Here is a 22,948-nt window from a genome sequence, read left to right as displayed (position 1 = left end):
GGCTCTGATCGTTCTGATGTTCGGGGTCTGCACCGGCTGGCTGGGAGGCCTCTGACGCCATGGCAAAACGCTTTGGCGGAAAATACAGCCCCGATGGCGCCACATCCGAAAGCGATCCATCCCCGCGTGGCGCGTATGACGGTGCCCGTGTCGATCCTGTCGGAGCGCGCGCCAACGTCCTCTTCATCCCGCCGGTCGTCATGGTCTTCATGGCGCTCAACGATGGTGCGGTGGGCCTGACGCTCGGCCTTGTCTCGGCTGCGATCCTGACGTTTGCGGCTTTCCTGCTGCGCGAAGGCCTGCGGGCCGAGGCCGCATATGACGCGCGCAAGGTCGCACGCCGCCCCGCCTTTCCGCGCAAGATGGCGGCCAGCGTGATGACCGGCCTCGGCATCGCCGTTGCAGCCTACAAGACCGAACCTGGCCTTGTCGCTCCGATCCTCTACGGTGTGGCGGCGATGGGCCTGCACAGCCTGTCCTTTGGCTTTGATCCGCTCAGGAACAAGGGGATGGAGGGCATCGACAAGTTCCAGCAGGATCGGGTCGCGCGCGTCATCGACGAAGGCGAAGCGCATCTGCGCGAGATGTCCGACGCGATCGCCCGCGCGGGCGACCGGCAGATGGAGGACCGGGTCAAGGCGTTCCAGGTTACCGCCCGCGAGTTGTTCCGCACGGTCGAGGAAGATCCCCGCGACCTCGCCTCGGCCCGAAAATACCTGACCGTCTACTTGCAGGGCGCGCGCGACGCGACGATCAAGTTCGCCGATGTCTACGCACGCAGCCGCGATCCGCAGGCGCGCGCCGATTACGCCGCGCTCCTGGACGATCTCGAACAGAATTTCGCCGCCCGCAGCCGCAGGATGCTGCTGAACGACCACACCGACCTGACGGTCGAAATCGACGTGCTGCGCGATCGTCTGCAGCGCGAAGGTGTTCGGCTGGACACGTAGCAACACAAGGAAGACACCCATGTCCGACAACGTCCGCAAGAAGGCCGAAGAAACCGTGACCAAGGTCCAGGAGGTCACGGGCGTGGTGCTGCCCGAACCGGCGTCCGATATCGTGCCGCTCGAGAAGGCCGACGCGCCCGTCAGCGCGGAAATCCGCAAGCGGATGGGCGAGATCGACATGAACGACAGCAATTCGATCGTCGCCTTCGGATCGGCCGCGCAGGCCGAATTGCAGGAGATCAGCCAGGCGATGCTGGCGGATGTGCGAAACAAGGATGTCGGACCCGCCGGCGACAGCCTGCGCGACATCGTCACCACGATCCGGGGCTTTTCGGTCAGCGAGCTTGACGTGCGCCGCGAGCGCAGCTGGTGGGAAAAACTGTTGGGCAAGGCCGCGCCCTTCGCCAAGTTCACCGCCAAGTACGAGGAGGTGCAGGGTCAGATCGACCGGATCACCGACAACCTGCTGGGTCACGAGCACACGCTGCTCAAGGATATCAAATCGCTGGACATCCTCTATGACAAGACGCTGAATTTCTATGACGAGCTGGCGCTCTACATCGCCGCCGGCGAGGCCAAGATGGCCGAACTCGACGGTACCGCCATCCCCGAGAAGGAAGCCGCGGTCAAGGCCGCGCCCGAGGCCGACCAGGTGATGGCGGCGCAGGAACTGCGCGACCTGCGCGCCGCCCGCGACGACCTCGAGCGCCGGGTGCACGACCTCAAGCTGACCCGTCAGGTGACGATGCAGTCCCTGCCCTCGATCCGGCTTGTGCAGGAGAACGACAAGAGCCTGGTGACCAAGATCAACTCGACCTTGGTCAACACGGTGCCGCTCTGGGAAACCCAGTTGGCGCAGGCCGTCACCATCCAGCGCAGCGCCGAAGCCGCCGGCGCCGTGCGCGAGGCCAATGATCTGACCAACGAATTGCTGACCTCCAATGCAAAGAACCTGCGCGACAGCAACAAGGTCATCCGCCAGGAGATGGAACGTGGCGTGTTCGACATCGAGGCCGTCAAGAAGGCCAACGAGGATCTGATCGGCACGATCAACGAAAGCCTCGCGATCGCCGACGAGGGCAAGGCGCGGCGCGCCGCCGCCGAGGAGGAGTTGCAGAAGATGGAGGCCGAGCTGCGCGACACCCTGGCCAGCGCCAAGGCCCGCAAGGACGGCCTGGGCGACACGGCCAGCGGCGCGGTTCCGGGCTAGGACGGATTGTGCGTGCCAATCTGCCTTTTCGTGCGGCGGCACTGACGCTGGCTGCGGCGCTTGCGCTGGTCGGCTGCGAGGAAATGGGCGTCAAGACCTCGCCGACGCCGCAAGCCCGCCCCGCCTCGTTGCGGCCGCCCGCCGTTGTCCCGGTGGAACCCTCCGCAGCCAGCCGCGACCTGGCCAGGTACTATACCCGTGTCCAGAACGACCTGCTGACGCGCGGTCTGCTGCGCACCGATGGCGGCGGACCGGACACGCCGTTTTCGGCCGACGATCTGGCACGCAACTTCGAAACCATCGCCTTTTACGACGAATACACCACCGGGTCGGGTGTCAGCGCCCGCAACAACGGCGGCAGCGGGCGGCTCAGCCGCTGGAACGGACCGGTGCGCGTCCAAACCGAATTCGGCGCCAGCGTCCCGCAGGAGCGGCGCGCCATCGACGCCGCGCGGATCGACGCCTATGGCAAGCGCCTGGCGGCGATCACGGACCATCCGATCACCAGCGTCGCCCGCAATGGCAACTTCCACGTCTTCGTGGTGGGAGAGGACGACAGCGCCTTCCTGCAAGAGCGGCTTGTGCAGCTGATCCCCAGCATCAGTCCGACCGAGCTCGATCTCTTCGGCAACCTGCCGCGCTCGTTCTACTGCCTCGTCGTCGCCGTGTCGGGAAGCAGAACACCCTATCAGTACACCCGCGCCATCGCTCTGATCCGCGCCGAGCATCCCGACCTCGTGCGCCAGTCCTGCATTCACGAAGAAATGGCCCAGGGGCTCGGCCTGCCCAATGACAGCCCCTCCGCGCGCCCCTCGATCTTCAACGACGACGACGAATTCGCACTGCTGACCAACCAGGACGAGCTTCTGCTCAAGATGCTCTATGATCCGCGCCTGAAACTCGGCATGACCGCGGACGAAGCCCGCCCGGTGGCCCGCATCATCGCCCGCGACCTGATGGGCCAACCGCTCTGAGACGACGCAACGAAAGGAACCTGACATGGGAATCTTCGACTTTCTGACCGGTGAATTCATCGACGTGATCCACTGGGTCGACGACACCCGCGACACGATGGTCTGGCGGTTCGAGCGCGAAGGCCACGCGATCAAGTACGGCGCCAAGTTGACCGTGCGCGAGGGCCAATCCGCCGTCTTCGTGCACGAGGGCCAGTTGGCCGATGTGTTCACGCCCGGACTCTACATGCTCGAAACCAACAACATGCCGATCCTCACGACGCTCAATCATTGGGATCACGGCTTCAAGAGCCCCTTTGTCTCGGAAATCTACTTCGTCAACACGACCCGGTTCACCGACCTGAAATGGGGCACCAAGAACCCGATCATCTGCCGTGATCCGGAATTCGGCCCGGTGCGCATCCGCGCCTTCGGCACCTACGCGGTCCGCGTGACGGATCCCGCGAAGTTCATGACCGAAATCGTCGGCACGGACGGCGAGTTCACCATGGACGAGATCAGCTTCCAGATCCGCAACGTCATCGTTCAGGAATTTTCCCGTGTCATCGCCTCCTCGGGCATTCCGGTTCTGGACATGGCTGCCAACACCTCCGACCTCGGCAAGCTGGTCGCCACCGCGATCTCTCCCACCTTGCAGGAATACGGGCTCACCATCCCCGAGCTCTACATCGAGAACATCTCGCTTCCTCCGGCGGTCGAAGCGGCACTCGACAAGCGCACATCGGCGGGGCTGGCGGGAGACTTGGGCAAGTTCACCCAGTATTCCGCCGCCGAGGCGATGACCTCGGCCGCCAGCAACCCGTCGGGCGGGGGCATGGCGGCCGGGCTCGGGGCCGGTATGGGCATGGCGATGGCAAATCAGATGAGCCAGCAGCAGGGGCCATGGGGCAGCCGTCCCGCCGCCGCGCCGCCGCCACCACCCGTCGAGCATGTCTGGCACATCGTCGACGCGGGCGAGACGCGCGGCCCGTTCTCCAAGGCGACGCTCGGCCGGATGGCCGCCGAGGGCAGCGTCACGCGCGACACCTATGTCTGGACTGCCGGCCAGGATGGCTGGCTACGTGCCGAAGACGTACAGGAACTGGCCCAACTCTTCACCGTTCTGCCACCTCCACCACCGGGCGCGTGACGTAGTGGCAACGGCCCGGTCGATCTGGCGCTCCACCGTCAAGCTGCTGCACTGGACCGCGTTCGGCGCGCTGATCGCCACGCTGGTTGCAGGCAACAGCCTGCCCCTTCGCGTCGCGTTCAGCCTCGCGGTCGGCCTCTGGGCCAGCGGCACGTTGCTCTTCGGCCTGTCGGGCCGCCCTGGCCCCGCGCTGACCGGGGCGCTGCGGCGCTTGTTCGTGCCGGCGCATGCGCTGCTTCTCGCGCTGCTCGGTCTCGCCGCTGCCGCGCTCTGGAGCGCGGAACCCGATCCGCTTTCGGGATCGGTCCGTACGCTGTTTCTCGTGACGCTGGGCGCCGGGCTGCTGCACGGAATCTTCCACATGTGGCGGCACACGGTGCTGAACGACGGCGCGCTGCGCAACATGACACCCCGGATCATCCATGACTTCCTCTGACTCCAAGACCGCGACCGCGCCGACCGAACATCGTTTTCCCTGCGAGCAATGCGGTGCAGACTACCGTTTCGATCCGGCGCAGGGCCAGCTGGTCTGCGACCATTGCGGCCACACCGAAGCGATCAACGCCGGCCCCTGGGGCGGCGCGCGCCTGACCGAGCAGGATTTCAACGCCGGTGTCGCGCTCGCCCTTCCCGACACCGAGATCGAGGAAACCCGCGTTCTCACCTGCCCCAATTGCGCCGCGCAGGTCGAATTCGATCCGGCGACCCATGCCGCCGAATGCCCGTTCTGCGCGACACCCGTGGTCACCGACACCGGCACCAACCGCCATATCAAGCCGCGCGGCGTGCTGCCGTTCCAACTGGACGAACGCAGCGCCCACGCCGCGATGACCGACTGGCTGGGCAGGCTCTGGTTCGCGCCTTCCGGGCTCAAGGAATACGCGCGCAAGGGGCGACGAATGCAGGGCATTTATGTCCCCTACTGGACCTACGACGCCGCCACCACGTCGCGCTACTCCGGCCAGCGCGGCACGATCTACTACACCACGCGCACCGTGGTGCAGAACGGCAAGCGCGTGCAGCAACGTGTCGCCAACATCCGCTGGACCCCGGTTTCGGGCCGCGTCGCGCGGGCTTTTGACGACGTGCTGGTGCTGGCCTCGCGCAGCCTGCCCAAGTCTCACACGGATGCGCTGCCGCCCTGGGACCTCTCGGCGCTCGAGCCCTACCAGCCGCAATACCTCGCCGGGTTCCGCGCCGAGGCCTATACTGTCGATCTCAAGGAAGGATACCAGGAAGCCCGTGCCTACATGGCCCGTGTCATCGAACGCGACGTGCGCTTCGATATCGGCGGCGATCAGCAACGCATCAGCGCCATCGACAGCGACGTGCGCGGCGTGACCTTCAAGCATATCCTGCTGCCGATCTGGCTCGCCGCTTACAAATACAAGGGGCAGAGCTATCGGTTCGTCGTCAACGGGCAGACTGGACGGGTGCAGGGCCAACGTCCCTGGTCACCGGTCAAGATCGCCATTGCCGTGATCTTCGGTCTGCTGCTGGCGGCCGGAATCGGGTATCTGACGGCGACCCAGCAATAGGGCCGCCGCCGCCTAGTTACCCCGTGGAGTGGCTCAGGGTCAGCCCTTCGCGATCTTGATCCGCTGTGCCTTGTTCGTCGCTTCGGGTGCGAGTTTCGGCACGCTCACATGCAATACGCCGTCCTTCATGCTCGCGCTTGCCTTTGCGCCGTCCGCGTCCGCGGGCAGCCGGAACGACCGGCGGAACGCGCCATACTGGCGCTCCGAGAAATACCAGGTGTCTCCCTTCTTCTCGGTTTCGGTCTTCTTCTCGCCCCGGATCGTGACCACGCCGTCCTCGACCGACAGGTCGATATCGTCTTCGGACACACCTGGCAGTTCCATCGTGATGTCATAGCTGTCGGTTCCGCCCGATGCTTCGGTCGCGGGCGACAGCCAGTCGGCAATCCTTGCGCCCATGGCGCGGAACGGATCGTAAAGCGACGGCCAGAGGCCGGTGTGTTCGGTCTTTTCCACCATCGTTGGTCCTCCTTCTTGTTTCCTGCGAAAACCGTATTCCAAAGCCGGAATGTCAACCTTGATCCCGGTCAAATTCAACCACGATCCCGGCCTTGCGGTTCCGGCCGCCTGCCGCCATCCTGCGCCCGAAACCAGCAGGACTCTGCCATGACACTCTCCCATGCCGATCTCGATGCGCTTTTCGCGCAGCGCCACTCCTGCCGCGCCTTCCGGCCGGATCCGGTGCCACGCGCCACCATCGAGAACATCATCGCCACCGCCCGGCGCGTGCCGAGCTGGTGCAACGCGCAGCCCTGGCAGGTGACCCTGACCAGCGGAGACGAGACCGACCGGTTCCGCGTCGCCTTGCGCGCCGAGGCCGAAAGCACGGCCCCAAACCCCGACATGGAATGGCCCAAGCGCTATACCGGCATCTATCAAGACCGCCGACGTGCCTGCGGTTTTCAACTCTATGACGCGGTCGGGATAGAAAAAGGCGACCGCGCCGGCTCGGCCCGCCAGATGATGCGCAATTTCGATCTGTTCGACGCGCCGCATTGCGCCATCATCTCGAGCCCCGCCGATCTCGGCCCCTACGGCGCGATGGATTGCGGCGGGTTCGTCACCGCCTTCACGCTCGCCGCGCAAGCGCAGGGCGTAGCTTCGATCGCGCAGGCGGCGGTGGCCTCATACGGCCCCTTCCTGCACCGTTACTTCGGCATCCCCGAAGACCGCCTGATCCTCTGCGCGATCTCGTTCGGCCGCGCCGATCCCGACAACCCGGCCAATGCCTTCCGCACCGACCGCGCCGATCTGGCCGAGATCGTCGACTGGCGGGGAGAGGCCTGATGCGCGCGCTGATCCAGAGAGTCGCCGAGGCGAGCGTCACCGTTGAGAGCGTGGTAATCGGGCGGATCGGCCCCGGCCTTCTGATCCTGGTCTGCGCCATGCAGGGCGACACAGAGGCCGAGGCCAGAAAGCTCGCCGCGAAGATTCCCAAGCTGCGCATCTTCAAGGACGAGGCCGGCAAGATGAACCGGTCGCTGGCTGACAATGGCGGCGCGGCGCTGGTGGTCAGCCAGTTCACACTGGCGGCCGACACGTCGCGCGGCAACCGCCCCGGGTTCTCAACCGCCGCCGCGCCCGACGAGGGCGAGCCGCTCTACGACCTCTTCGCCGCCGATCTCGCCGCGCAGGGCATCGACGTGGCCAAGGGCCGGTTCGGCGCCGACATGGCCGTGGCGCTGATCAATGACGGTCCGGTGACCATCTGGATGGAGACCTGAGAGATGCAGACGAACACCTTGCGCGAGATCGAAGAACTGCCCGACATGGTCATCCCGCTGGCCGATGGTTGCCGCCTGTCGGCCCGTGTCTGGCGCCCGGTCGACGCGGCCGACGACCCGGTGCCGGCAATCCTCGAATACCTGCCCTACCGCAAGCGCGACGGCACTTGCGCGCGCGACGCGCTGACCCATCCCTGGTTTGCCCGGCGCGGCTATGCCTGCATCCGCGTCGACATCCGCGGCAACGGCGACAGCGACGGGCTGATGACCGACGAATACACCGAACAGGAGCTTTCCGACGCGGTCGAGGTGGTGAACTGGCTCGCCACGCAGCCCTGGTGTTCGGGCACCGTCGGCATGATGGGAATCAGCTGGGGCGGCTTCAACTCGCTTCAGGTCGCGGCGCTCGCGCCCGACCCCCTGAAAGCGATCATCACGCTCTGTTCGACGGTGGACCGTTTCGCCGACGACATCCACTACAAGGGCGGCGGCCTCCTGAACGAGAACCTCGGCTGGGGCGCGACGATGTGGAGCTATTCGTCCCGCGCGCCCGACCCGGCCTTGCGCCCCGACTGGCGAAGGATGTGGCTGGAGCGTCTTGAAAACGAACCCTTTCTGCCCGCGACATGGCTGCGCCACCAGCGCCGGGACGCCTATTGGCGGCACGGGTCCGTCTGCGAGGAGTATGCCGCGATCAAGGCAAAGGTGCTGGCGATCGGAGGCTGGGGCGACGCCTACAAGAACGCGGTGCCGCAGATCGTGGAGAACATCCCCGGCAGCAAGGGCATCATCGGCCCCTGGGTTCACAAGTACCCGCATTTCGCCGTGCCCGAGCCGCGCATCGGGTTTCTGCAGGAGGCATTGCGCTGGTGGGACCGCTGGCTCAAGGGGGCCGACACCGGCGTCGACTCCGACCCCGACCTGCGCAGCTACCTGATGGACGGCGTGCGGCCTGCGCGCTGGTATGAAACCCGGCCCGGACGCTGGCTGGCCGATCCCGTCACCCGCCCCGAACGGCTGCACCTGACAGACACGGGGCTCGCTCCGAGCGGCGGCGCGTTGACACGCAACGTCTGCTCGCCGGCGGATTGCGGTGCCGAGTCTGGCGAATACTGCGCCATCTGGCTTGGCCCAGAGATGCCGGGCGATCAGCGCCGCGACGATGCTCTGTCGGCCTGTTTCGACAGCGCGCCGCTTGACGCGGACATGGCCATCGCCGGCGCTCCGCGCCTGCGGCTCCGGTTGGCCTCGGACAAGACGCAGGCACAGATCGCCGTACGACTCTGTCATGTGCACCCCGACGGGGCCAGCACGCGGATTACCTATGGTGTACTGAACCTCAGCCATCGCGGTGGCGCAGCAGAACCGGCGCCCCTCGTTCCGGGCCAGCCTTGCGACATCGCCCTGCAACTCGATCACATCGCCTACAAGGTGCCGGCGGGACATCGGCTGCGGGTAGCGATCTCGACCGCCTATTGGCCACTGATCTGGCCCGCGCCCGGCGCCGCCACCCTGACCCTGACTGGCGGATCGGTCGATCTGCCGCTCTGCGACGTGACCGCGACGCCCGATTGGAGTTTTCCACCGCCGGATGCGGACGCCCCGTGGCAAACCCGCGAACTCCGCCCCGAGGCGCATGTGCGCCGCCGCGAGACCGATCAGGTCACCGGGCAGGTCCACCTGGTGATCGAGGACGATTTTGGCAAGGTCGAGGATGCGGATCATGGTCTGATCGCGGGATCGGTGGCGCGCGAGCGCTGGAGCATCCACCCCGACGATCCGCTCTCGGCCCGCGGGGCATGTCACTGGACGGACGAGCTGGAACGCGACGGGCTCCGGCTGCGCACAGAGACACTCTGCGAGATGTGGTCGGATGCGACCCACTTCCACCTGAGCGCGCGGATCACCGCGCTCGAGAACGACGAAGTGGTGCACGAACGCAACCTGAGCGAGCGCATTCCCCGCGACAACCTCTGAGCTTTGCGCGGGAATGTCGGACATTGCCCCTTGCGGGGTCGGCGGAAATACGCAAACCTTGACCCATCAATCAAGAAAAACGGCGCTGAAAGCGCTTCAGAGACAACCGGGAGACATTCTATGAACGATCAACTGACCTACATGGCCAGCCGAGTGACTGCGGGCCGCATGAGCCGGCGCGAATTCATGGGTAAGGCCGCGGCCCTCGGCGTCAGCGCCGCCGTGGCCAGCACCATCTTTGCAGACGCGGCCCGCGCGGAGACTCCGAAACGGGGCGGCACCATCAAGATCGGCAGCTCGGGCGGCGAGAGCACCAACACCCAGGACCCGGCGCTGACCGCGTCGGAAGTGCCGCTCAACAACCTCTACTGCTGGGGTGAGACGCTGGTCGAGGTCGATCCCGAAGGCCAGATCGAATTCCGCATGGCCGAAAGCGTCGAAGCGTCGGCGGACGCCAAGACATGGGCCTTCAAGGTCCGCAAGGGAATCCCGTTCTCGAACGGAAAGGACATGACGCCCGAAGACGTTCTGATGACGATGCAGCGCCACTCGAACGAGGACAGCCAGTCCGGTGCGCTCGGCATCATGCGCGGAATCGCGGACATGAAGATCGACGGCGACAATTTCATCGTCGAACTGGAGACCCCGAACGCCGACCTGCCCTACCTGATGGCCGACTATCACCTGATCATCCAGCCCGGCGGCGGCATGGACGATCCCGGCGCCGCCATCGGGACCGGCCCCTACACGCTCGAGGTGGACGAGCCCGGCGTGCGGCACGGCTTCAAGCGTCGCGACGACTACTGGGACGCCGACAACCGCGGCTGGGCGGCCGAGGTGGAGCAGCTGGTGCTGAACGACGCCACCGCCCGCACGGCGGCGCTGCAGTCGGGTCAGGTGCACGCGATCAACCGGGTCGACCCCAAGGTCGCAAGCCTGCTGGATCGCGCGCCCAACCTGGCGGTGCGCAGTTCCTCGGGGCGCGGCCACTATGTCTTCATCATGCATATCGACACGCCGCCGTTCGACATGAACGAACTGCGCCTCGCGCTGAAATACGCGATCAACCGGGAAGAGATGGTCGACAAGATCCTCCGCGGTTATGGCAGCATCGGCAACGACTTCCCGATCAACGCGTCCTATCCGCTGTTCGACGACACCATCCCGCAGCGCGAGCATTCGATCGAAAAGGCCGCCGAGCACTACAAGAAATCCGGCCATGACGGCAGCCCGATCATCCTGCGTACCGCCGATGGCGCGTTCCCCGGCGCCGTGGACGCCTCGGCACTGTTCCAGCAGACCGCACAGGCCGCGGGCATCCCACTCGAGATCAAGCGCGAACCCAATGACGGCTACTGGTCGGAAGTCTGGAACAAGCAGCCCTTCTGCGCCTCCTACTGGGGCGGACGCCCGGTGCAGGACCAGATGTATGCCACGGCCTACCTGTCGACCGCGGACTGGAACGACACCCGCTGGAAGCGCGACGATTTCGACGCCATGCTGCTGCAGGCCCGCGCCGAACTCGACGACGCCAAGCGCAAGGATATCTATTCCAAGATGGGCATGATGCTGCGCGACGAGGGCGGCCTGATCCTGCCGATGTTCAACGACTTCGTGAACGGCGTCTCCAACGACCTTGGCGGCTGGATCGACGATCCCAACGGCGAAATGATGAGCAACCAAGCCGCGGTGAAGTGCTGGCTCAAGACGGCCTGATGCACCCGGTCCTGAAACTCGTGGCCCAGCGACTGTCGCTGGGCCTGCTGCTTCTGTTCTTCGCGTCGATCCTGATCTTCGCAGGAACGACGATCCTGCCGGGAGACGTGGCACAGTCCATTCTCGGTCAATCCGCCACGCCTGAGGCGCTCGCGAACCTGCGCGAGGAACTGGGCATGAACGAGCCGGCGGTGACGCGCTACTTCACCTGGCTCGGCGGCGTGCTGCAGGGTGATCTGGGGACCGCGCTGACCAACGGGCGCGACATCGCCGAAAGCCTCGGCACTCGCTTCTGGAACACTCTCTTTCTCGCTTTCTGGGCTGCCGTCATCGCGGTGCCGCTGGCGATCTTCCTCGGCCTGCTGGCCGTGCGCTACCGCGACCGCTGGCCCGACAAGCTGATTTCCGGCGTAACGCTGGCGTCGATTTCGATCCCCGAATTCCTGATCGGCTACGTGCTGATGTATTTCGTCTCGGTCAAGCTCGGCTGGTTTCCGTCGGTCGCGATGATCAACGACAGCATGACGCTGGGCCAGAAACTGAACGCCATCGCGCTTCCCGTCATGGTGCTGACTCTGGTCGTGCTGGCCCACATGATGCGCATGACCCGCGCCGCGATCCTGAACGTGATGCAATCCGCCTATATCGAAACAGCCGAGCTCAAGGGACTCAGCCGATTCGACGTGATCCGCAAGCACGCCTTTCCCAACGCCATCGCCCCGATCGTCAATGTGGTCATGCTGAACCTCGCGTACCTCGTGGTCGGCGTCGTGGTGATCGAGGTGGTCTTCGTCTATCCGGGCATGGGCCAGTATCTTGTCGATCACGTGTCCAAACGCGACGTGCCTGTGGTGCAAGCCTGCGGTCTGATTTTCGCCGCCGTCTATATCGGTCTCAACATGATCGCCGACATCGTGTCGATCCTGACCAACCCGAGGCTGAGGCACCCGAAATGAGGTTTTCGCAGAACGGACTCATGCCGCACGACTACGCAGTCCCGCCGCACGGAAGCGCCGGCGGTCCCCCGGTCTCGGCAAAACACGACGCCCCCAGCAAACCGGAGGCGCCCGCATGAAAAACATCCCCATCTCCGCACTGATCGGCCTGTTCTTCACGTCGCTCTATTTTCTGATGGCGATCTTCGCGCCGTTGCTGGCCCCCTATGGAATGGCCGAAGTGGTCGGCGACGTGTGGGAGCCGTCCTCCGAGCAGTTTCTGCTGGGCACCGACAGCATCGGGCGCGACCTGCTCAGCAGGATGATCTATGGTGGGCGCACGACGATCTTCATCGCCACGATGGCAACCATTCTGAGCTTCGTTACAGGCTCGGTGCTCGGCTTCATTGCGGCGGTCTCCGGCGGCTGGATCGACCAGGTTCTCAGCCGCTTCGTGGACCTCATGATGTCGATCCCCTCGCTGATTTTCGCGCTGGTCGTCCTGTCGGTCATGCCGGTGACGATCCCGGTGCTGATCATCGTCATGGGCCTGCTCGACTCCACCCGCGTCTATCGTCTCGCCCGCGCCGTCGCCGTCGACATCACCGTGATGGACTATGTCGAAGCGGCCCGCCTGCGCGGCGAAAAGACAGCCTGGATCATCTTCCGCGAAATCCTGCCCAACGCGCTGTCACCTCTGGTCGCCGAGATGGGCCTGCGGTTCATCTTCGCGGTGCTGTTCGTATCCACCCTCTCGTTCCTCGGTCTTGGCGTCCAGCCACCCCAGGCGGATTGGGGCGGGATCGTCAAAGAGAACAAGGAAGGCATCGTTTACGGCATCCCCGCGGCCCTGATCCCGGCGTTTGCCATCGCCACGCTGGCGATCTCGGTCAACCTGGTGGCCGACTGGGTGCTGAACCGCACCACAAGCCTGAAAGGAGGGCGCGGCTGATGTCCGATCCGCTCGTCAAGGTCCGCAATCTCAAGATCGGCGCGACGGTCTATCCGCCAGGCGAAAAGCCGCATCCGATCGAGATCGTCCACGGGGTCGATTTCGATCTGCAGAAGGGCGAGGTGCTGGGCCTGATCGGCGAGTCCGGCGCCGGGAAATCGACGATCGGCCTCGCCACCATGGCCTATGGCCGTGGCGGCGTCGAAATCACCGGCGGCGAGGTCTGGGTCAACGGGCGCGACATCCTGAAATCCGGTCTTCGCGATGTGCGCCACCTGCGCGGCGGTGAAGTGACCTATGTCAGCCAATCAGCCGCGGCGTCCTTCAACCCCGCCAAGAAGATCATGGAGCAGGTGACCGAGGCCGCGATCCGCCACAACAAGTTCTCGCGAAAAGACGCTGAAGCGCGTGCAGTCGCGCTGTTCGCCAAGCTGGGGCTGCCGGATCCCGAAAACATCGGCAACCGCTATCCGCACCAGGTCTCGGGCGGACAGTTGCAGCGCTGCATGACCGCATTGGCGCTTTGCCCCGAACCCGACCTCGTTGTGTTCGACGAACCGACGACGGCGCTGGACGTGACCACCCAGATCGACGTTCTGGCGGCGATCAAGGACGCAATCCGCGACACCGGGGTCGCAGCACTCTATATCACCCATGACCTCGCTGTGGTGGCGCAGGTCTCCGATCACATCATGGTGCTCAAGATGGGCGACATGGTCGAATACGGAACCACCGACCAGATCATCAACACGCCGCAGGAGGAATACACCCAGGCGCTGGTATCTGTGCGATCGATCAAGCACGAGGAGAAACAACCGACACCCGAACCGCTGCTCAGCGTGCGCGGGATCACCGCGCGCTATCCCGGCACCCCGTTCGACGTGTTGCACGACGTCACCGTCGATCTGCACCCGGGCCAGACCCTCGCCGTTGTGGGCGAAAGCGGATCGGGCAAGTCGACCCTTGCCCGCGTGATCACCGGCCTCCTGCCTCCGCGCGACGGGCAGATCGACTTTGCCGGGCGCACACTGTCGCCCGACCTCGGCGGGCGCAGCTACGAGGATCTGCGCGAGTTGCAGATGATTTACCAGATGGCCGACACGGCGATGAATCCGCGCCAAACTGTCGGAACCATCATCGGGCGACCGCTGGAGTTCTATTTCGGGCTCAAGGGGCGCGAAAAGCAGCGGCGCATCCAGGAGCTGCTGGACGAGATCGAACTGGGAGATGGCTTTCAGGACCGCTATCCGGCTGAGTTGTCAGGTGGACAGAAACAACGTGTCTGCATCGCCAGGGCGCTGGCCGCCAAACCGAAGATGATCATCTGTGACGAGGTCACGTCGGCACTCGATCCGCTGGTCGCCGACGGGATCCTGAAACTACTGCTCCAGCTGCAGAAAATAGAGGATGTCGCCTATCTCTTCATCACACACGACCTGGCCACGGTGCGCGCCATCGCGGATTCGATCGCCGTGATGTACCAGGGAAAGGTGCAACGCTACGGCTCCAAATCCGAAGTGCTCAGCCCGCCCTTCGATGATTACACCGACCTTCTGCTGTCCTCGGTTCCCGAGATGAAGATAGGCTGGCTTGAAGAGGTGATCGATCATCGCAAGATGGAAAGCGCCGGACACTGACGCCGGGTCACCCTGCCGTGTTAACCCTGATAGTCCTTGAACCCTGCGGGTTTTAAGGGTAATTTAGATTAGTTTTTGTGTTTTTAACCAGTATGGAGCCATCTGCGATGACAATGCTCGCCGTTATGAAACCTGCCTGCGTCGCCGTGGCCCTCGCCTTTGCCGCGAGTTCGGCCGCAGCAGCAACCCTTTTCAGCGACGATTTTGACCGTCCCGACAGCAAAAGCGTCGGTGGCGGCTGGAGCGAGTTGGAACGCGCGCCCAATGACGTTTTCGTCAACAACGGCATGCTGCGTCTTCGGGACGTTCGCGATGGCAACCCAGATGCTGCGGCCTCGAGCATGGTGATCGATGCCACCGGATACGAAAATGTTACTGTCTCCTTCAACTGGCGGACCAACAGCAGCAACACAGCGAGCGACAGTCTCTTCTTGTCATGGACGTCCGTCGCCGCGCCGGCCATCGACGACACGTCCGCCTGGACTCAGGCATTTAAAGGCGGTGTCGATGGCGATGCACACTGGTCCCCAGAAGCCTGGTCCACCGAAACCATCACGCTGACCGGTGCCGCTAACGGCAAGTTCAACCTTCTTTTCTGGACAGATGTTGATGCCGCCAATAGAGGTTTCCGGATCGACTACGTGACGGTGACGGGCGACAAGCTCGTTGCCGGAGCGGTCGCCCCTGTTCCGCTGCCGGCCGGCCTGCCGCTGCTTGTCGGCGGCCTCGCCGCATTCGGCTTGATGAAGCGCCGGCGCGCGCGCGGCTGACTACACATTAGACTCACATCGTCTTGAGGGCCCGGCGTGTCGCCGGGCCTTTTTCGTTCTGCTGCGTCAACTCGACCCTTTACATTCGTTTTTTTGAATGCTTTATGTATTCCAATATTTGAATTCAAAAGGAGCCGACCGTGTCACATCATGCATCCCAGGCCCAGTCCGCCTATTCACCGCTCTACTTTCTGGCCTCCCTCGGCGCTGGAGGGCTGACCGTCACCTTCTTCATGTACCTGATGTTCTGGGTGCCCCACCCGGGTCGCCCGGTTCCGGTCTTCGAGGACATCCTTGCCGCCTTCGCCAGCGGCGGACCCACCATGCAGGCCGCGATCATCGCAGCCTGGATCGGTATTGCCTTCTTCGCGGCCCTCAACCTCAAATCGTTGGGTTGGAACCTCGCCGCACTGGCCCGATTCCGCCAAACGGACGCTTACAAGGCGCTGCGCAGTTCCAACGGCGAAACCACGCTGCTCGCCGCGCCGCTCGCGATGGCAATGACCGTCAACGCGCTGTTCATTGTCGGGCTGGTCTTCGTACCGGGATTGTGGAGCATCGTCGAATACCTCTTCCCGATGGCGCTGGTGGCCTTCGTCCTGATCGGGGTCTGGGCGCTGTCGCTGATCGGCGACTTCCTCGGCCGCGTCCTGTCGCAGGGCGGCGCCTTCGACATGACTGCGCACAACTCTTTTGCACAACTGCTGCCTGCGTTCGCATTGTCGATGGTCGGCGTCGGTCTCTCTGCACCCGCCGCGATGAGCGGTCAAACCTTGGTTGTCGGTGTTTCCCTTGTGCTCTCCACCTTCTTCGGTATCGCCGCTGTGCTCTACGCGGTGATTGCCGCGATCACCGGCATCGCCGCGATGCTGCAACACGGCACGGCGCGGGAATCGGGCCCGACGCTGATGATCATCGTGCCTTTGACCACGGTTCTCGGCATCCTCTTCCTGCGCCAGGATCACGGCCTGCACACCGCTTTCAGCGTGCATGACGCCCCCGGCGAGACGATGATCTTCCTGGCGCGCCTGCTCGCGGTGCAGGTATTGTTCCTCTTGCTCGGCGCCACCGTGCTGCTGCGACAGCGCTATTTCGACAGCTTCGTGTTCGGGTCCGAGCGGTCCGCCGGCTCCTACGCACTGGTCTGCCCCGGCGTCGCCCTGTCGGTCATGCTGCACTTCTTCATCAACAAGGGCCTTGTCACTGCCGGCGTGATCGCAAAGTTCGGAGCCGGCTACTGGTCGCTCACCGCGCTCGCCATCGCTGCACAACTGTTGATGATCGGTCTCGTTCTGCGGTTGAACAAGCAGCATTTCGGCCGTCCGGACCATCCGGGAGCCGCGATCCCCGCCGAGTGAGCCTCGCCAATCTTCCTCGACAAGGGCCCGCGCCGAAACGCGGCCCCTTTCGCTTGCGCAAGCGGCCCACGCTGCACACAGTGATGCGGCACAGGGGGAAGAGACATGGCAGCGCGCGTTCTGGTTTTCGGCTCCACAGGCACCGCCGGGCACGCGACAACGCGCGCTTTGCGCGACGCAGGCCACGATGTCACCTGCTATGGCCGAAGCGATCCCGCCATAGACGGTGTCCGGTTTCACCCTGGAGCGGTAACCAACCCGGCGCAGTTGGCGACAGCTTTCGCCCAAAAGTCCTATGATTGCGTCGTCTCGTGCCTCGCCTCGCGCACCGGCGATCCCGCTGACGCCCGAATGATCGACCGTGACGCTCATCTCGCTATCCTCGCCGCTGCGAAACAGGCAAATGTCGAGTGTTTCGTCCTGCTTTCGGCCATCTGCTTGCAGAAGCCCCGCCTTGCCTTCCAGCACGAAAAGCGCGCTTTCGAAACCGCGCTCGCAGACTCGGGTCTGACATGGTCCATCGTCCGGCCCACCGCCTTTTTCAAATCGGTCTGCGGGCAGCTTGACCGGCTGCGCGAGGGCAAACCCTATCTCATGTTCGGCGACGGCACGAGGACCGCCTGCAAGCCGATCAGTGATGGCGATCTGGGCCGATACATCGCGGACTGCGTGACCGATCGATCCCGCGCCAACCGCATTCTGCCGATTGGCGGACCCGGCCCCGCCGTCACCCCCAGGGAGATGGGCGCGGAACTCTTTCGACTGCTCGGCAAACCGCCGCGGTACCGCCGAGTCCCCCTCAACCTGCTCGCCAGCATCGAAACCGCGCTGCGCCTTGGCGGGCGTGTCCTGCCCCCGCTCGCCGCGAGGGCCGAGTTCGCCGCCATCGGGCGCTATTACGCCACGGAGTCCATGCTGCTCTGGGATCCCGCCGCGAGGCGCTACGATGCCGACGCCACGCCCGAAACCGGCACCGAGCATCTGTTCGACTTCTACGCCCGCCTCGTAGCGGGCCATGCCGATGCGCCGCGCGGCGATCACGCGGTGTTCTGACAGCGGCGCACCGTGGGTCGGAAGAGGGCGATTATCCGTTGCCCATGGGCGCCGCAAGGTACACAAATCAAGCCGAAAAGATGCAAGGATTCCCACATGCAGACCAAGCTCCTCCTCATCATACTTGACGGCGTGCCCGAGCGCAATTTTCGCCGCCTGTTCGGCAATCTCGAAGGCTGGGTGGAGTCGGGAGACGCCCGCGTCTGGACCCATCGCGCCGTGCTGCCGTCGATCTCGGCCAGTTGTTATGCCTCGATCCACACGGGCGTTTCGCCGCAGGTGCATGGCTGCACCGGTAACGGCAACGTGTTCCGCCTGTCCCAGCCTGATGTCTTCGGCCAGGTGCGTGCCGCGGGCGGAGTGACAGGGGCCGTTGCGCATTCCTTCTGGAGCGAGTTCTTCAACCGTCACCCGTTCGATTTCGTGCGCGATATCGAGTATGACGAGCCCGACAGCGACAGCATCAACCACGGTCGCTTCCATACGATGACCGCGTATGGCCATTCCAACCAGATGACCCCCAGCGACGTCGATCTATTCGCCACGCTGACGAGCCTCTGTAAACGCTATGGTCTGGACTACGGCATGCTGCATACCTGCACGCTGGACAGCATGGGCCACCGCTTCTTCCACGACTGCGCCGAAATGGATCACGCCTGCGGGGTGATGGACGAGATGCTCGCTCCCTTCATTCCGCAATGGCTGGCTGCCGGTTACGAATTGATCATTACCGCCGATCACGGCCAGGACGAACGCGGCCATCACGGCGGACGTGGCGCTTTGCAGCAGGACACTGCGCTCTACTACTTCGGTCCCGCTGAAGGCCCGCCCGAAGGCACCGTGATCGACCAGTTGCAACTGGCCCCCACGATCCTGTCCCGGCTCGGCGCACCGGCGCCCGAATCGATGACGGCCAGCCCGTTCCTGAGCTGACCGTCGGAAGGGCCCTGTCGCCCCTTTCGTCAGAGGGTAGGGTCGTTCAGGCCGCCCATTCCCACGGGCGTGTGAACCCGCCAAGCACCTTGGAGACCTCGGCCTCGTCGGAGCCGTTGGGCGCCAGTTGCGCCACCAATCCGCGTTTCTTGTCGTCGATCACGGACACCACCCGTGCCGGGACACCGGCCTCCTCCAGCGCGCCATTGTAGATCCGTGTGATTGCGTTCTTGCGCAGGTCAGGTTTGAACACCTTGCCCACCGCGGTCTTGGGCAGCTCGTCCAGAATCGTGATGTGCTTGGGGCGCGCCGCGCGTTCATGCACGTGGATGCTGCAATGCTCGAGCAGTTCCTCTGCGGAGACCGAGGTCCCCTCGACCAGTTCGACGAAAGCGCAGGGGATTTCACCGGCATGCAGATCGGGCTGCCCGATCGCACCGGCAAACGCCACCGCGTCATGGCTCAGCAGCGCTTCCTCGATTTCGGCCGGGTCGATGTTGTGGCCACCCCGGATGATCAGGTCCTTCGCACGTCCCGTGATCCACAGGTAACCGTCCGGGTCTATCCGCCCCAGGTCGCCGGTGCGCAAATGCGTGCCGTTGTAGTAGAGATCGGCGTTCTTCTCCGCCTCGGTGTAGGTGTTACCGGCAAAAACACCCGGGTTCGAGATGCAGATCTCGCCGATCTCGTCCACTGCGGCCTCGACCGGCCCGTCCGGCGTCTGGTTGTAGATCTTCACGTCCGTGTAGGGAAACGGAATGCCGATGGAGCCGACCTTCTTCTCGCCATCCACGGGGTTGCCCGAGACAAGGCACGTCGCCTCGGTCAGGCCGTAGCCCTCGATGATCGTGACGCCGGTCGCCTTCTCGAACCGTTTGAACAGCTCAAGCGGCAGCGGGGCAGAGCCCGAAAAGGCCTTCTTCACGGTCGAGATATCCGCGTCCACCGGCCGCTGCATCGACGCCGCGATGGCGGTCGGAACCGTCACGATGAACGTGGTCTTGTAGCGCTCGTTCAGCTTCCAGAAATTGTCGAACACGCCCTCACCGCGATAGCCCTGCGGTGTCGGGAAGATCACGTGGCTGCCGCAATAGACCGCTGCCATCAGGATCACGTGGCAGGCCATGACGTGGAACAGCGGAAGCGGACACATGATGTTGTCGTCCGGTCCCAGCAACAGCTCGCCGCCGACCCAGCCGTTATAGACCATCCCCGAGTACTTGTGCTGCGCGACCTTGGGCATCCCGGTCGTTCCACCGGTGTGGAAATAGAACGCTACCCGATCCCCGGTGCTGTCGGCAAAGGCCAACTGCTTGGGCTGCTTGGCGAGCTCCTTGTTGAAATCCTTGTAATCCGCGTGAGCGAGATGCTCCTTGTCGGCCATCTTGGGCCGGATCAGGGGCACGATCCAGGATTTCGGCGGCGTCAGGTAGCGGTTCAGATCGACTTCGAGAACGGTATCGACATCCGGTGCGTGGCGCACTGCCTCGGCGGTCTTCTGGGCCACATCGGTCTTGGGGAAGGGCTTCAGCGTGACCACGACCTTGGCCTTGGTCTCGCGCAGGATCGAGCTGATCTGCTCGGGCTCCAGCAGCGGGTTGATCGGGTTCACGATCCCGGCAATCGCCCCGCCCAGCAGGGTCAGCACGGTTTCGTTGCAATTGGGCAGGATGAAGGCCACCACGTCCTTCTCGGTCACGCCCAGCGACCGGAAGAGGTTGGCGGCCTGGCAGGACTTTTCGCGCAGTTGCGTCCATGTCAGCGTTTCCGCCTTGTCGGTCGGCCCCGACAGGATCTGGAAGCTCACCGCCTTGTTGGACGGATGCGTCTTCGCGGTGCGCGACAGCATCTCGTAGAGCGTCTTGGGAACATCCCGCTCGGTCCAAGGCATTTCATTCTCGATGGCGTTTCGATCCGCCATGTTCGCGATAGACATATCGCCTCCTCCCCTGATGGCCCAGTTTCTGGGTATTTTTGAATTCCGCCTAAAATGGGGCCAAAACCACGGTCGCGCAAGGCACCTCGTCACGCCCGCGGCGGTTTCGCGTGTATGACGTTGCGCCAGTTGCGGCGCCCTCCCGCGATCCGCCCGGACATGCGCGCGCGTCGTTTGCCACGCTCCACGTTTTCCGACCGGAAAACGTTCAGCAAGAGGAATGGCCCGGAACGGGCCTCCGCCGGATCACTCGGCAGCGAGACCGTCGGTGAACTGCAGCCGCGCCAGACGCGCATAGAGGCCGTCTTGCGCGACAAGCTGATCATGCGAGCCATGCGCCACGATCCGGCCCTGATCCATCACCACGATACGGTCGGCCTTCTTCACCGTCGCCAGCCGGTGCGCGACGATCAGCGTCGTCCGCCCGGCGCTGAGCTCGTCGACCGCGCGCTGTACCGCGCGTTCGCTCTCCGCGTCGAGCGCGCTGGTCGCCTCGTCCAGCAACAGCACCGGCGCGTCGCGCAGGATGGCGCGCGCAATGGCGATCCGCTGTTTCTGCCCGCCCGAAAGCATGACACCGCGCTCACCGACCTGGCTCTCGTAGCCTTCGGGCAGGAGCGAGATGAACTCGTGTGCCGCCGCCGCCCGCGCCGCCGCCTCGACCTCGGCATCGGTTGCCTCCGGACGTCCGAAGCGGATGTTCTCGCGCGCGGTGCCGCCGAAGATCACCGGGTCCTGCGGCACCAGGGCGATGTGCCGGCGGAACGCGTCGCGCGCCAGACTCGGCAGCGCCACGCCGTCCAGAAGAATCTGGCCACGATCCGGATCATAGAAGCGCTGGATCAGTTGGATGATCGTCGTCTTGCCCGCACCCGAGGGGCCTACGAAAGCCACGGTTTCACCCGGCGAGATGTCGAGCGAGATGTCGTCCAGCGCCACGGTGTCGGGCCGTGCCGGATAGCGGAAGGACACATCGCGGAACTCGATATGCCCGCGCACCGGCGTCGGCAACTGTGCGGGGTTCGCCGGATCCTTCACGGTATCGGTGCTGTTGAGCAGTTCGACAAGCCGTTCGGTCGCCCCGGCGGCGCGTTGCAGTTCGCCCCATATCTCCGACAGCGCGGCGACGGACCCCGCCACCATCACCGAATAGATGACGAACTGGATCAGCGTGCCTTCGGTCATCACCCCATCGCGCACGTCCCGCGCGCCCATCCACAGCACGCCGACGATGCCGGTGAAGACGAGAAAGATCACGATGACCGTCATCACCGCCCGCACCCGGATACGGTGCCGCGAGACGTCGAAGGCGGTCTCGGTCATGTCGGCGAACTGCTTGCGGCTGGCCGCTTCATGGGTGAAGGCCTGCACCGTCTGAACCGCCCCCAGCGCCTCGGAGGCATTGCCCGAACTGGCGGCGATCCAATCCTGGTTCTCGCGGCTCAGTTTGCGCAGGCGGCGCCCCAGCACGAGGATCGGCACCACCACGGCGGGTACGATCAGCATGACCATCCCGGTCAGCTTGCCCGATGTCAGGAGCATCAGGATCAGACCGCCCACGAAAATCAGCGCATTGCGCAGCGCGATCGAGATCGACGAGCCCAGCACCGACTGGATCAGTGTGGTGTCTGTGGTGATCCGGCTCAGCACTTCGCCGGTCATGATCTTCTCGAAGAAGACCGGGCTCATGCCGATCACACGATCGAACACCGCCTTGCGGATATCCGCGACGACCCGTTCGCCAAGTCGCGTGACCAGAGCATAGCGGAGCCCGGTCCCGATCGCGAGCAAGCCGGCGATGGCCAGTGCCGCAAGGAAATACTGGTCAAGGATCGCACCGTCCTGCACGCGGAAATTATCGACCACCCGGCGCACCGCCAGCGGCAGTGTCAGCGACACGCAGGCGGTCAGCACCAGCGCCAGCCCCGAAGCGATGATCAGGCCGCGATAGGGCGCCATGAACGGCCAGAGCGCTTGCAGCCCGCCGATCTCCTTGGAACGCGCACGCTCCTCGGTCGCACCGGGGGCCGGCGGTGGGCTGGTCTGGGCGGTCTGGGTTCGGGCCATGAGTGGTCCTCTGATCGCGTAGGTCTGGCCCCGGTTCATGGCCGCACGAAGCTTTGGGGTCAAGCGGTGAGATGCCGCGCCCCGGGCCC

The 22,948-nt window shown here is 64.5% G+C and carries 20 protein-coding genes; 17 read left to right on the top strand and 3 right to left on the bottom strand.

The genetic code is table 11. The annotated features are described in order from the left end of the window. Window positions 1–59: 59 nt before the first annotated feature. From JF290_RS08060 to JF290_RS08035, 6 genes are read left to right on the top strand one after another with little or no spacing between them, the layout of a single operon-like run. Window positions 60–950 (top strand): 5-bromo-4-chloroindolyl phosphate hydrolysis family protein, encoded by an 891-nt coding sequence (locus tag JF290_RS08060; RefSeq protein WP_199024333.1) that lies wholly within the window; start codon window positions 60–62, stop codon window positions 948–950. Window positions 951–969: 19 nt separating this feature from the next. Then, window positions 970–2,160: a toxic anion resistance protein gene (locus JF290_RS08055; protein ID WP_199024332.1), complete on the top strand. Its 1,191-nt coding sequence runs from the start codon at window positions 970–972 to the stop codon at window positions 2,158–2,160. 8 nt (window positions 2,161–2,168) lie between these two features. Then, the gene (locus JF290_RS08050) at window positions 2,169–3,134 is read left to right on the top strand and encodes a DUF2927 domain-containing protein (protein WP_425503931.1); all 966 of its coding nucleotides are present in this window, start codon (window positions 2,169–2,171) and stop codon (window positions 3,132–3,134) included. A 25-nt stretch (window positions 3,135–3,159) separates the two neighbouring features. Then, complete coding sequence (locus JF290_RS08045; protein WP_199024331.1) at window positions 3,160–4,263, top strand: SPFH domain-containing protein; 1,104 nt, start codon at window positions 3,160–3,162, stop codon at window positions 4,261–4,263. A gap of 4 nt (window positions 4,264–4,267) precedes the next feature. Beyond that, complete coding sequence (locus tag JF290_RS08040; protein ID WP_199024330.1) at window positions 4,268–4,699, top strand: hypothetical protein; 432 nt, start codon at window positions 4,268–4,270, stop codon at window positions 4,697–4,699. Next, window positions 4,686–5,801 carry a TFIIB-type zinc finger domain-containing protein gene (locus JF290_RS08035; RefSeq protein ID WP_199024329.1) on the top strand — a complete coding sequence of 372 codons (1,116 nt, stop codon included), beginning with the start codon at window positions 4,686–4,688 and terminating at the stop codon, window positions 5,799–5,801. The genes JF290_RS08040 and JF290_RS08035 overlap by 14 nt, the downstream gene beginning before the upstream one ends. 39 nt (window positions 5,802–5,840) lie before the next feature. On the opposite strand, the gene JF290_RS08030 is transcribed toward JF290_RS08035, so the two are convergent. Beyond that, the gene (locus tag JF290_RS08030) at window positions 5,841–6,260 is read right to left on the bottom strand and encodes an Hsp20/alpha crystallin family protein (protein ID WP_199024328.1); all 420 of its coding nucleotides are present in this window, start codon (window positions 6,258–6,260) and stop codon (window positions 5,841–5,843) included. Between the two features lie 147 nt (window positions 6,261–6,407). Here JF290_RS08030 and JF290_RS08025 point away from each other — a divergent pair, with 147 nt between their 5' ends. The 11 genes from JF290_RS08025 (at window position 6,408) to JF290_RS07975 (ending at window position 18,856) form a co-directional block, all read left to right on the top strand. Continuing rightward, a complete protein-coding gene (locus tag JF290_RS08025; protein WP_199024327.1) occupies window positions 6,408–7,088 on the top strand; it encodes a nitroreductase in 681 nt (226 codons plus the stop codon). Next, a complete protein-coding gene (gene dtd / locus JF290_RS08020) occupies window positions 7,088–7,525 on the top strand; it encodes a D-aminoacyl-tRNA deacylase (RefSeq protein ID WP_199024326.1) in 438 nt (145 codons plus the stop codon). Before JF290_RS08025 ends, dtd begins: the two co-directional genes overlap by 1 nt. Before the next feature lie 3 nt (window positions 7,526–7,528). Further along, window positions 7,529–9,502, top strand: a complete 1,974-nt coding sequence (locus JF290_RS08015; protein WP_199024325.1) for a CocE/NonD family hydrolase — start codon at window positions 7,529–7,531, stop codon at window positions 9,500–9,502. Between the two features lie 120 nt (window positions 9,503–9,622). Beyond that, the gene (locus tag JF290_RS08010) at window positions 9,623–11,218 is read left to right on the top strand and encodes an ABC transporter substrate-binding protein (RefSeq protein ID WP_199024324.1); all 1,596 of its coding nucleotides are present in this window, start codon (window positions 9,623–9,625) and stop codon (window positions 11,216–11,218) included. Then, complete coding sequence (locus tag JF290_RS08005) at window positions 11,218–12,174, top strand: ABC transporter permease (protein ID WP_199024323.1); 957 nt, start codon at window positions 11,218–11,220, stop codon at window positions 12,172–12,174. The genes JF290_RS08010 and JF290_RS08005 overlap by 1 nt, the downstream gene beginning before the upstream one ends. 115 nt (window positions 12,175–12,289) lie before the next feature. Then, window positions 12,290–13,105, top strand: a complete 816-nt coding sequence (locus JF290_RS08000) for an ABC transporter permease (RefSeq protein ID WP_199024322.1) — start codon at window positions 12,290–12,292, stop codon at window positions 13,103–13,105. Beyond that, window positions 13,105–14,742, top strand: coding sequence for an ABC transporter ATP-binding protein (locus JF290_RS07995; protein WP_199024321.1), 1,638 nt, complete (start codon window positions 13,105–13,107; stop codon window positions 14,740–14,742). Before JF290_RS08000 ends, JF290_RS07995 begins: the two co-directional genes overlap by 1 nt. 107 nt (window positions 14,743–14,849) lie before the next feature. Continuing rightward, window positions 14,850–15,512, top strand: coding sequence for a VPLPA-CTERM sorting domain-containing protein (locus JF290_RS07990; RefSeq protein ID WP_233155194.1), 663 nt, complete (start codon window positions 14,850–14,852; stop codon window positions 15,510–15,512). Window positions 15,513–15,652: 140 nt separating this feature from the next. Next, entirely contained in the window at window positions 15,653–16,870 is a 1,218-nt protein-coding gene (locus JF290_RS07985; protein ID WP_199024319.1) for a TsoY family (seleno)protein, read from the top strand. A gap of 105 nt (window positions 16,871–16,975) precedes the next feature. Next, window positions 16,976–17,923 (top strand): NAD(P)H-binding protein, encoded by a 948-nt coding sequence (locus JF290_RS07980; RefSeq protein ID WP_199024318.1) that lies wholly within the window; start codon window positions 16,976–16,978, stop codon window positions 17,921–17,923. Between the two features lie 96 nt (window positions 17,924–18,019). Then, window positions 18,020–18,856 carry an alkaline phosphatase family protein gene (locus tag JF290_RS07975; RefSeq protein WP_199024317.1) on the top strand — a complete coding sequence of 279 codons (837 nt, stop codon included), beginning with the start codon at window positions 18,020–18,022 and terminating at the stop codon, window positions 18,854–18,856. 46 nt (window positions 18,857–18,902) lie between these two features. Here the strand turns inward: JF290_RS07975 and JF290_RS07970 are convergent, their stop codons facing one another. Both JF290_RS07970 and JF290_RS07965 read right to left on the bottom strand, forming a co-directional pair. Continuing rightward, window positions 18,903–20,792, bottom strand: a complete 1,890-nt coding sequence (locus JF290_RS07970) for an acyl-CoA synthetase (RefSeq protein ID WP_199024316.1) — start codon at window positions 20,790–20,792, stop codon at window positions 18,903–18,905. 246 nt (window positions 20,793–21,038) lie between these two features. Beyond that, window positions 21,039–22,859 carry an ABC transporter transmembrane domain-containing protein gene (locus JF290_RS07965; RefSeq protein ID WP_199024315.1) on the bottom strand — a complete coding sequence of 607 codons (1,821 nt, stop codon included), beginning with the start codon at window positions 22,857–22,859 and terminating at the stop codon, window positions 21,039–21,041. Window positions 22,860–22,948: the final 89 nt, after the last annotated feature.

It is taken from the genome of Sedimentitalea arenosa (assembly GCF_016428585.1).
Taxonomy (GTDB): domain Bacteria; phylum Pseudomonadota; class Alphaproteobacteria; order Rhodobacterales; family Rhodobacteraceae; genus Sedimentitalea; species Sedimentitalea arenosa.
This window is presented reverse-complemented; position numbering and strand designations above follow the sequence as displayed.

Bases quoted from the DNA above. Each gene is read 5' to 3' on its own strand.
- JF290_RS07980 (WP_199024318.1), top strand. From the start codon at position 16,976: ATGGCAGCGCGCGTTCTGGTTTTCGGCTCCACAGGCACCGCCGGGCAC.
- JF290_RS07970 (WP_199024316.1), bottom strand. From the start codon at position 20,792: ATGTCTATCGCGAACATGGCGGATCGAAACGCCATCGAGAATGAAATG.
- JF290_RS08025 (WP_199024327.1), top strand. From the start codon at position 6,408: ATGACACTCTCCCATGCCGATCTCGATGCGCTTTTCGCGCAGCGCCAC.
- JF290_RS08060 (WP_199024333.1), top strand. From the start codon at position 60: ATGGCAAAACGCTTTGGCGGAAAATACAGCCCCGATGGCGCCACATCC.
- JF290_RS08010 (WP_199024324.1), top strand. From the start codon at position 9,623: ATGAACGATCAACTGACCTACATGGCCAGCCGAGTGACTGCGGGCCGC.
- JF290_RS08000 (WP_199024322.1), top strand. From the start codon at position 12,290: ATGAAAAACATCCCCATCTCCGCACTGATCGGCCTGTTCTTCACGTCG.
- JF290_RS07965 (WP_199024315.1), bottom strand. From the start codon at position 22,859: ATGGCCCGAACCCAGACCGCCCAGACCAGCCCACCGCCGGCCCCCGGT.
- dtd (WP_199024326.1), top strand. From the start codon at position 7,088: ATGCGCGCGCTGATCCAGAGAGTCGCCGAGGCGAGCGTCACCGTTGAG.
- JF290_RS08045 (WP_199024331.1), top strand. From the start codon at position 3,160: ATGGGAATCTTCGACTTTCTGACCGGTGAATTCATCGACGTGATCCAC.
- JF290_RS08035 (WP_199024329.1), top strand. From the start codon at position 4,686: ATGACTTCCTCTGACTCCAAGACCGCGACCGCGCCGACCGAACATCGT.
- JF290_RS08030 (WP_199024328.1), bottom strand. From the start codon at position 6,260: ATGGTGGAAAAGACCGAACACACCGGCCTCTGGCCGTCGCTTTACGAT.
- JF290_RS08005 (WP_199024323.1), top strand. From the start codon at position 11,218: ATGCACCCGGTCCTGAAACTCGTGGCCCAGCGACTGTCGCTGGGCCTG.
- JF290_RS07990 (WP_233155194.1), top strand. From the start codon at position 14,850: ATGACAATGCTCGCCGTTATGAAACCTGCCTGCGTCGCCGTGGCCCTC.
- JF290_RS07975 (WP_199024317.1), top strand. From the start codon at position 18,020: ATGCAGACCAAGCTCCTCCTCATCATACTTGACGGCGTGCCCGAGCGC.
- JF290_RS08055 (WP_199024332.1), top strand. From the start codon at position 970: ATGTCCGACAACGTCCGCAAGAAGGCCGAAGAAACCGTGACCAAGGTC.
- JF290_RS07995 (WP_199024321.1), top strand. From the start codon at position 13,105: ATGTCCGATCCGCTCGTCAAGGTCCGCAATCTCAAGATCGGCGCGACG.
- JF290_RS08015 (WP_199024325.1), top strand. From the start codon at position 7,529: ATGCAGACGAACACCTTGCGCGAGATCGAAGAACTGCCCGACATGGTC.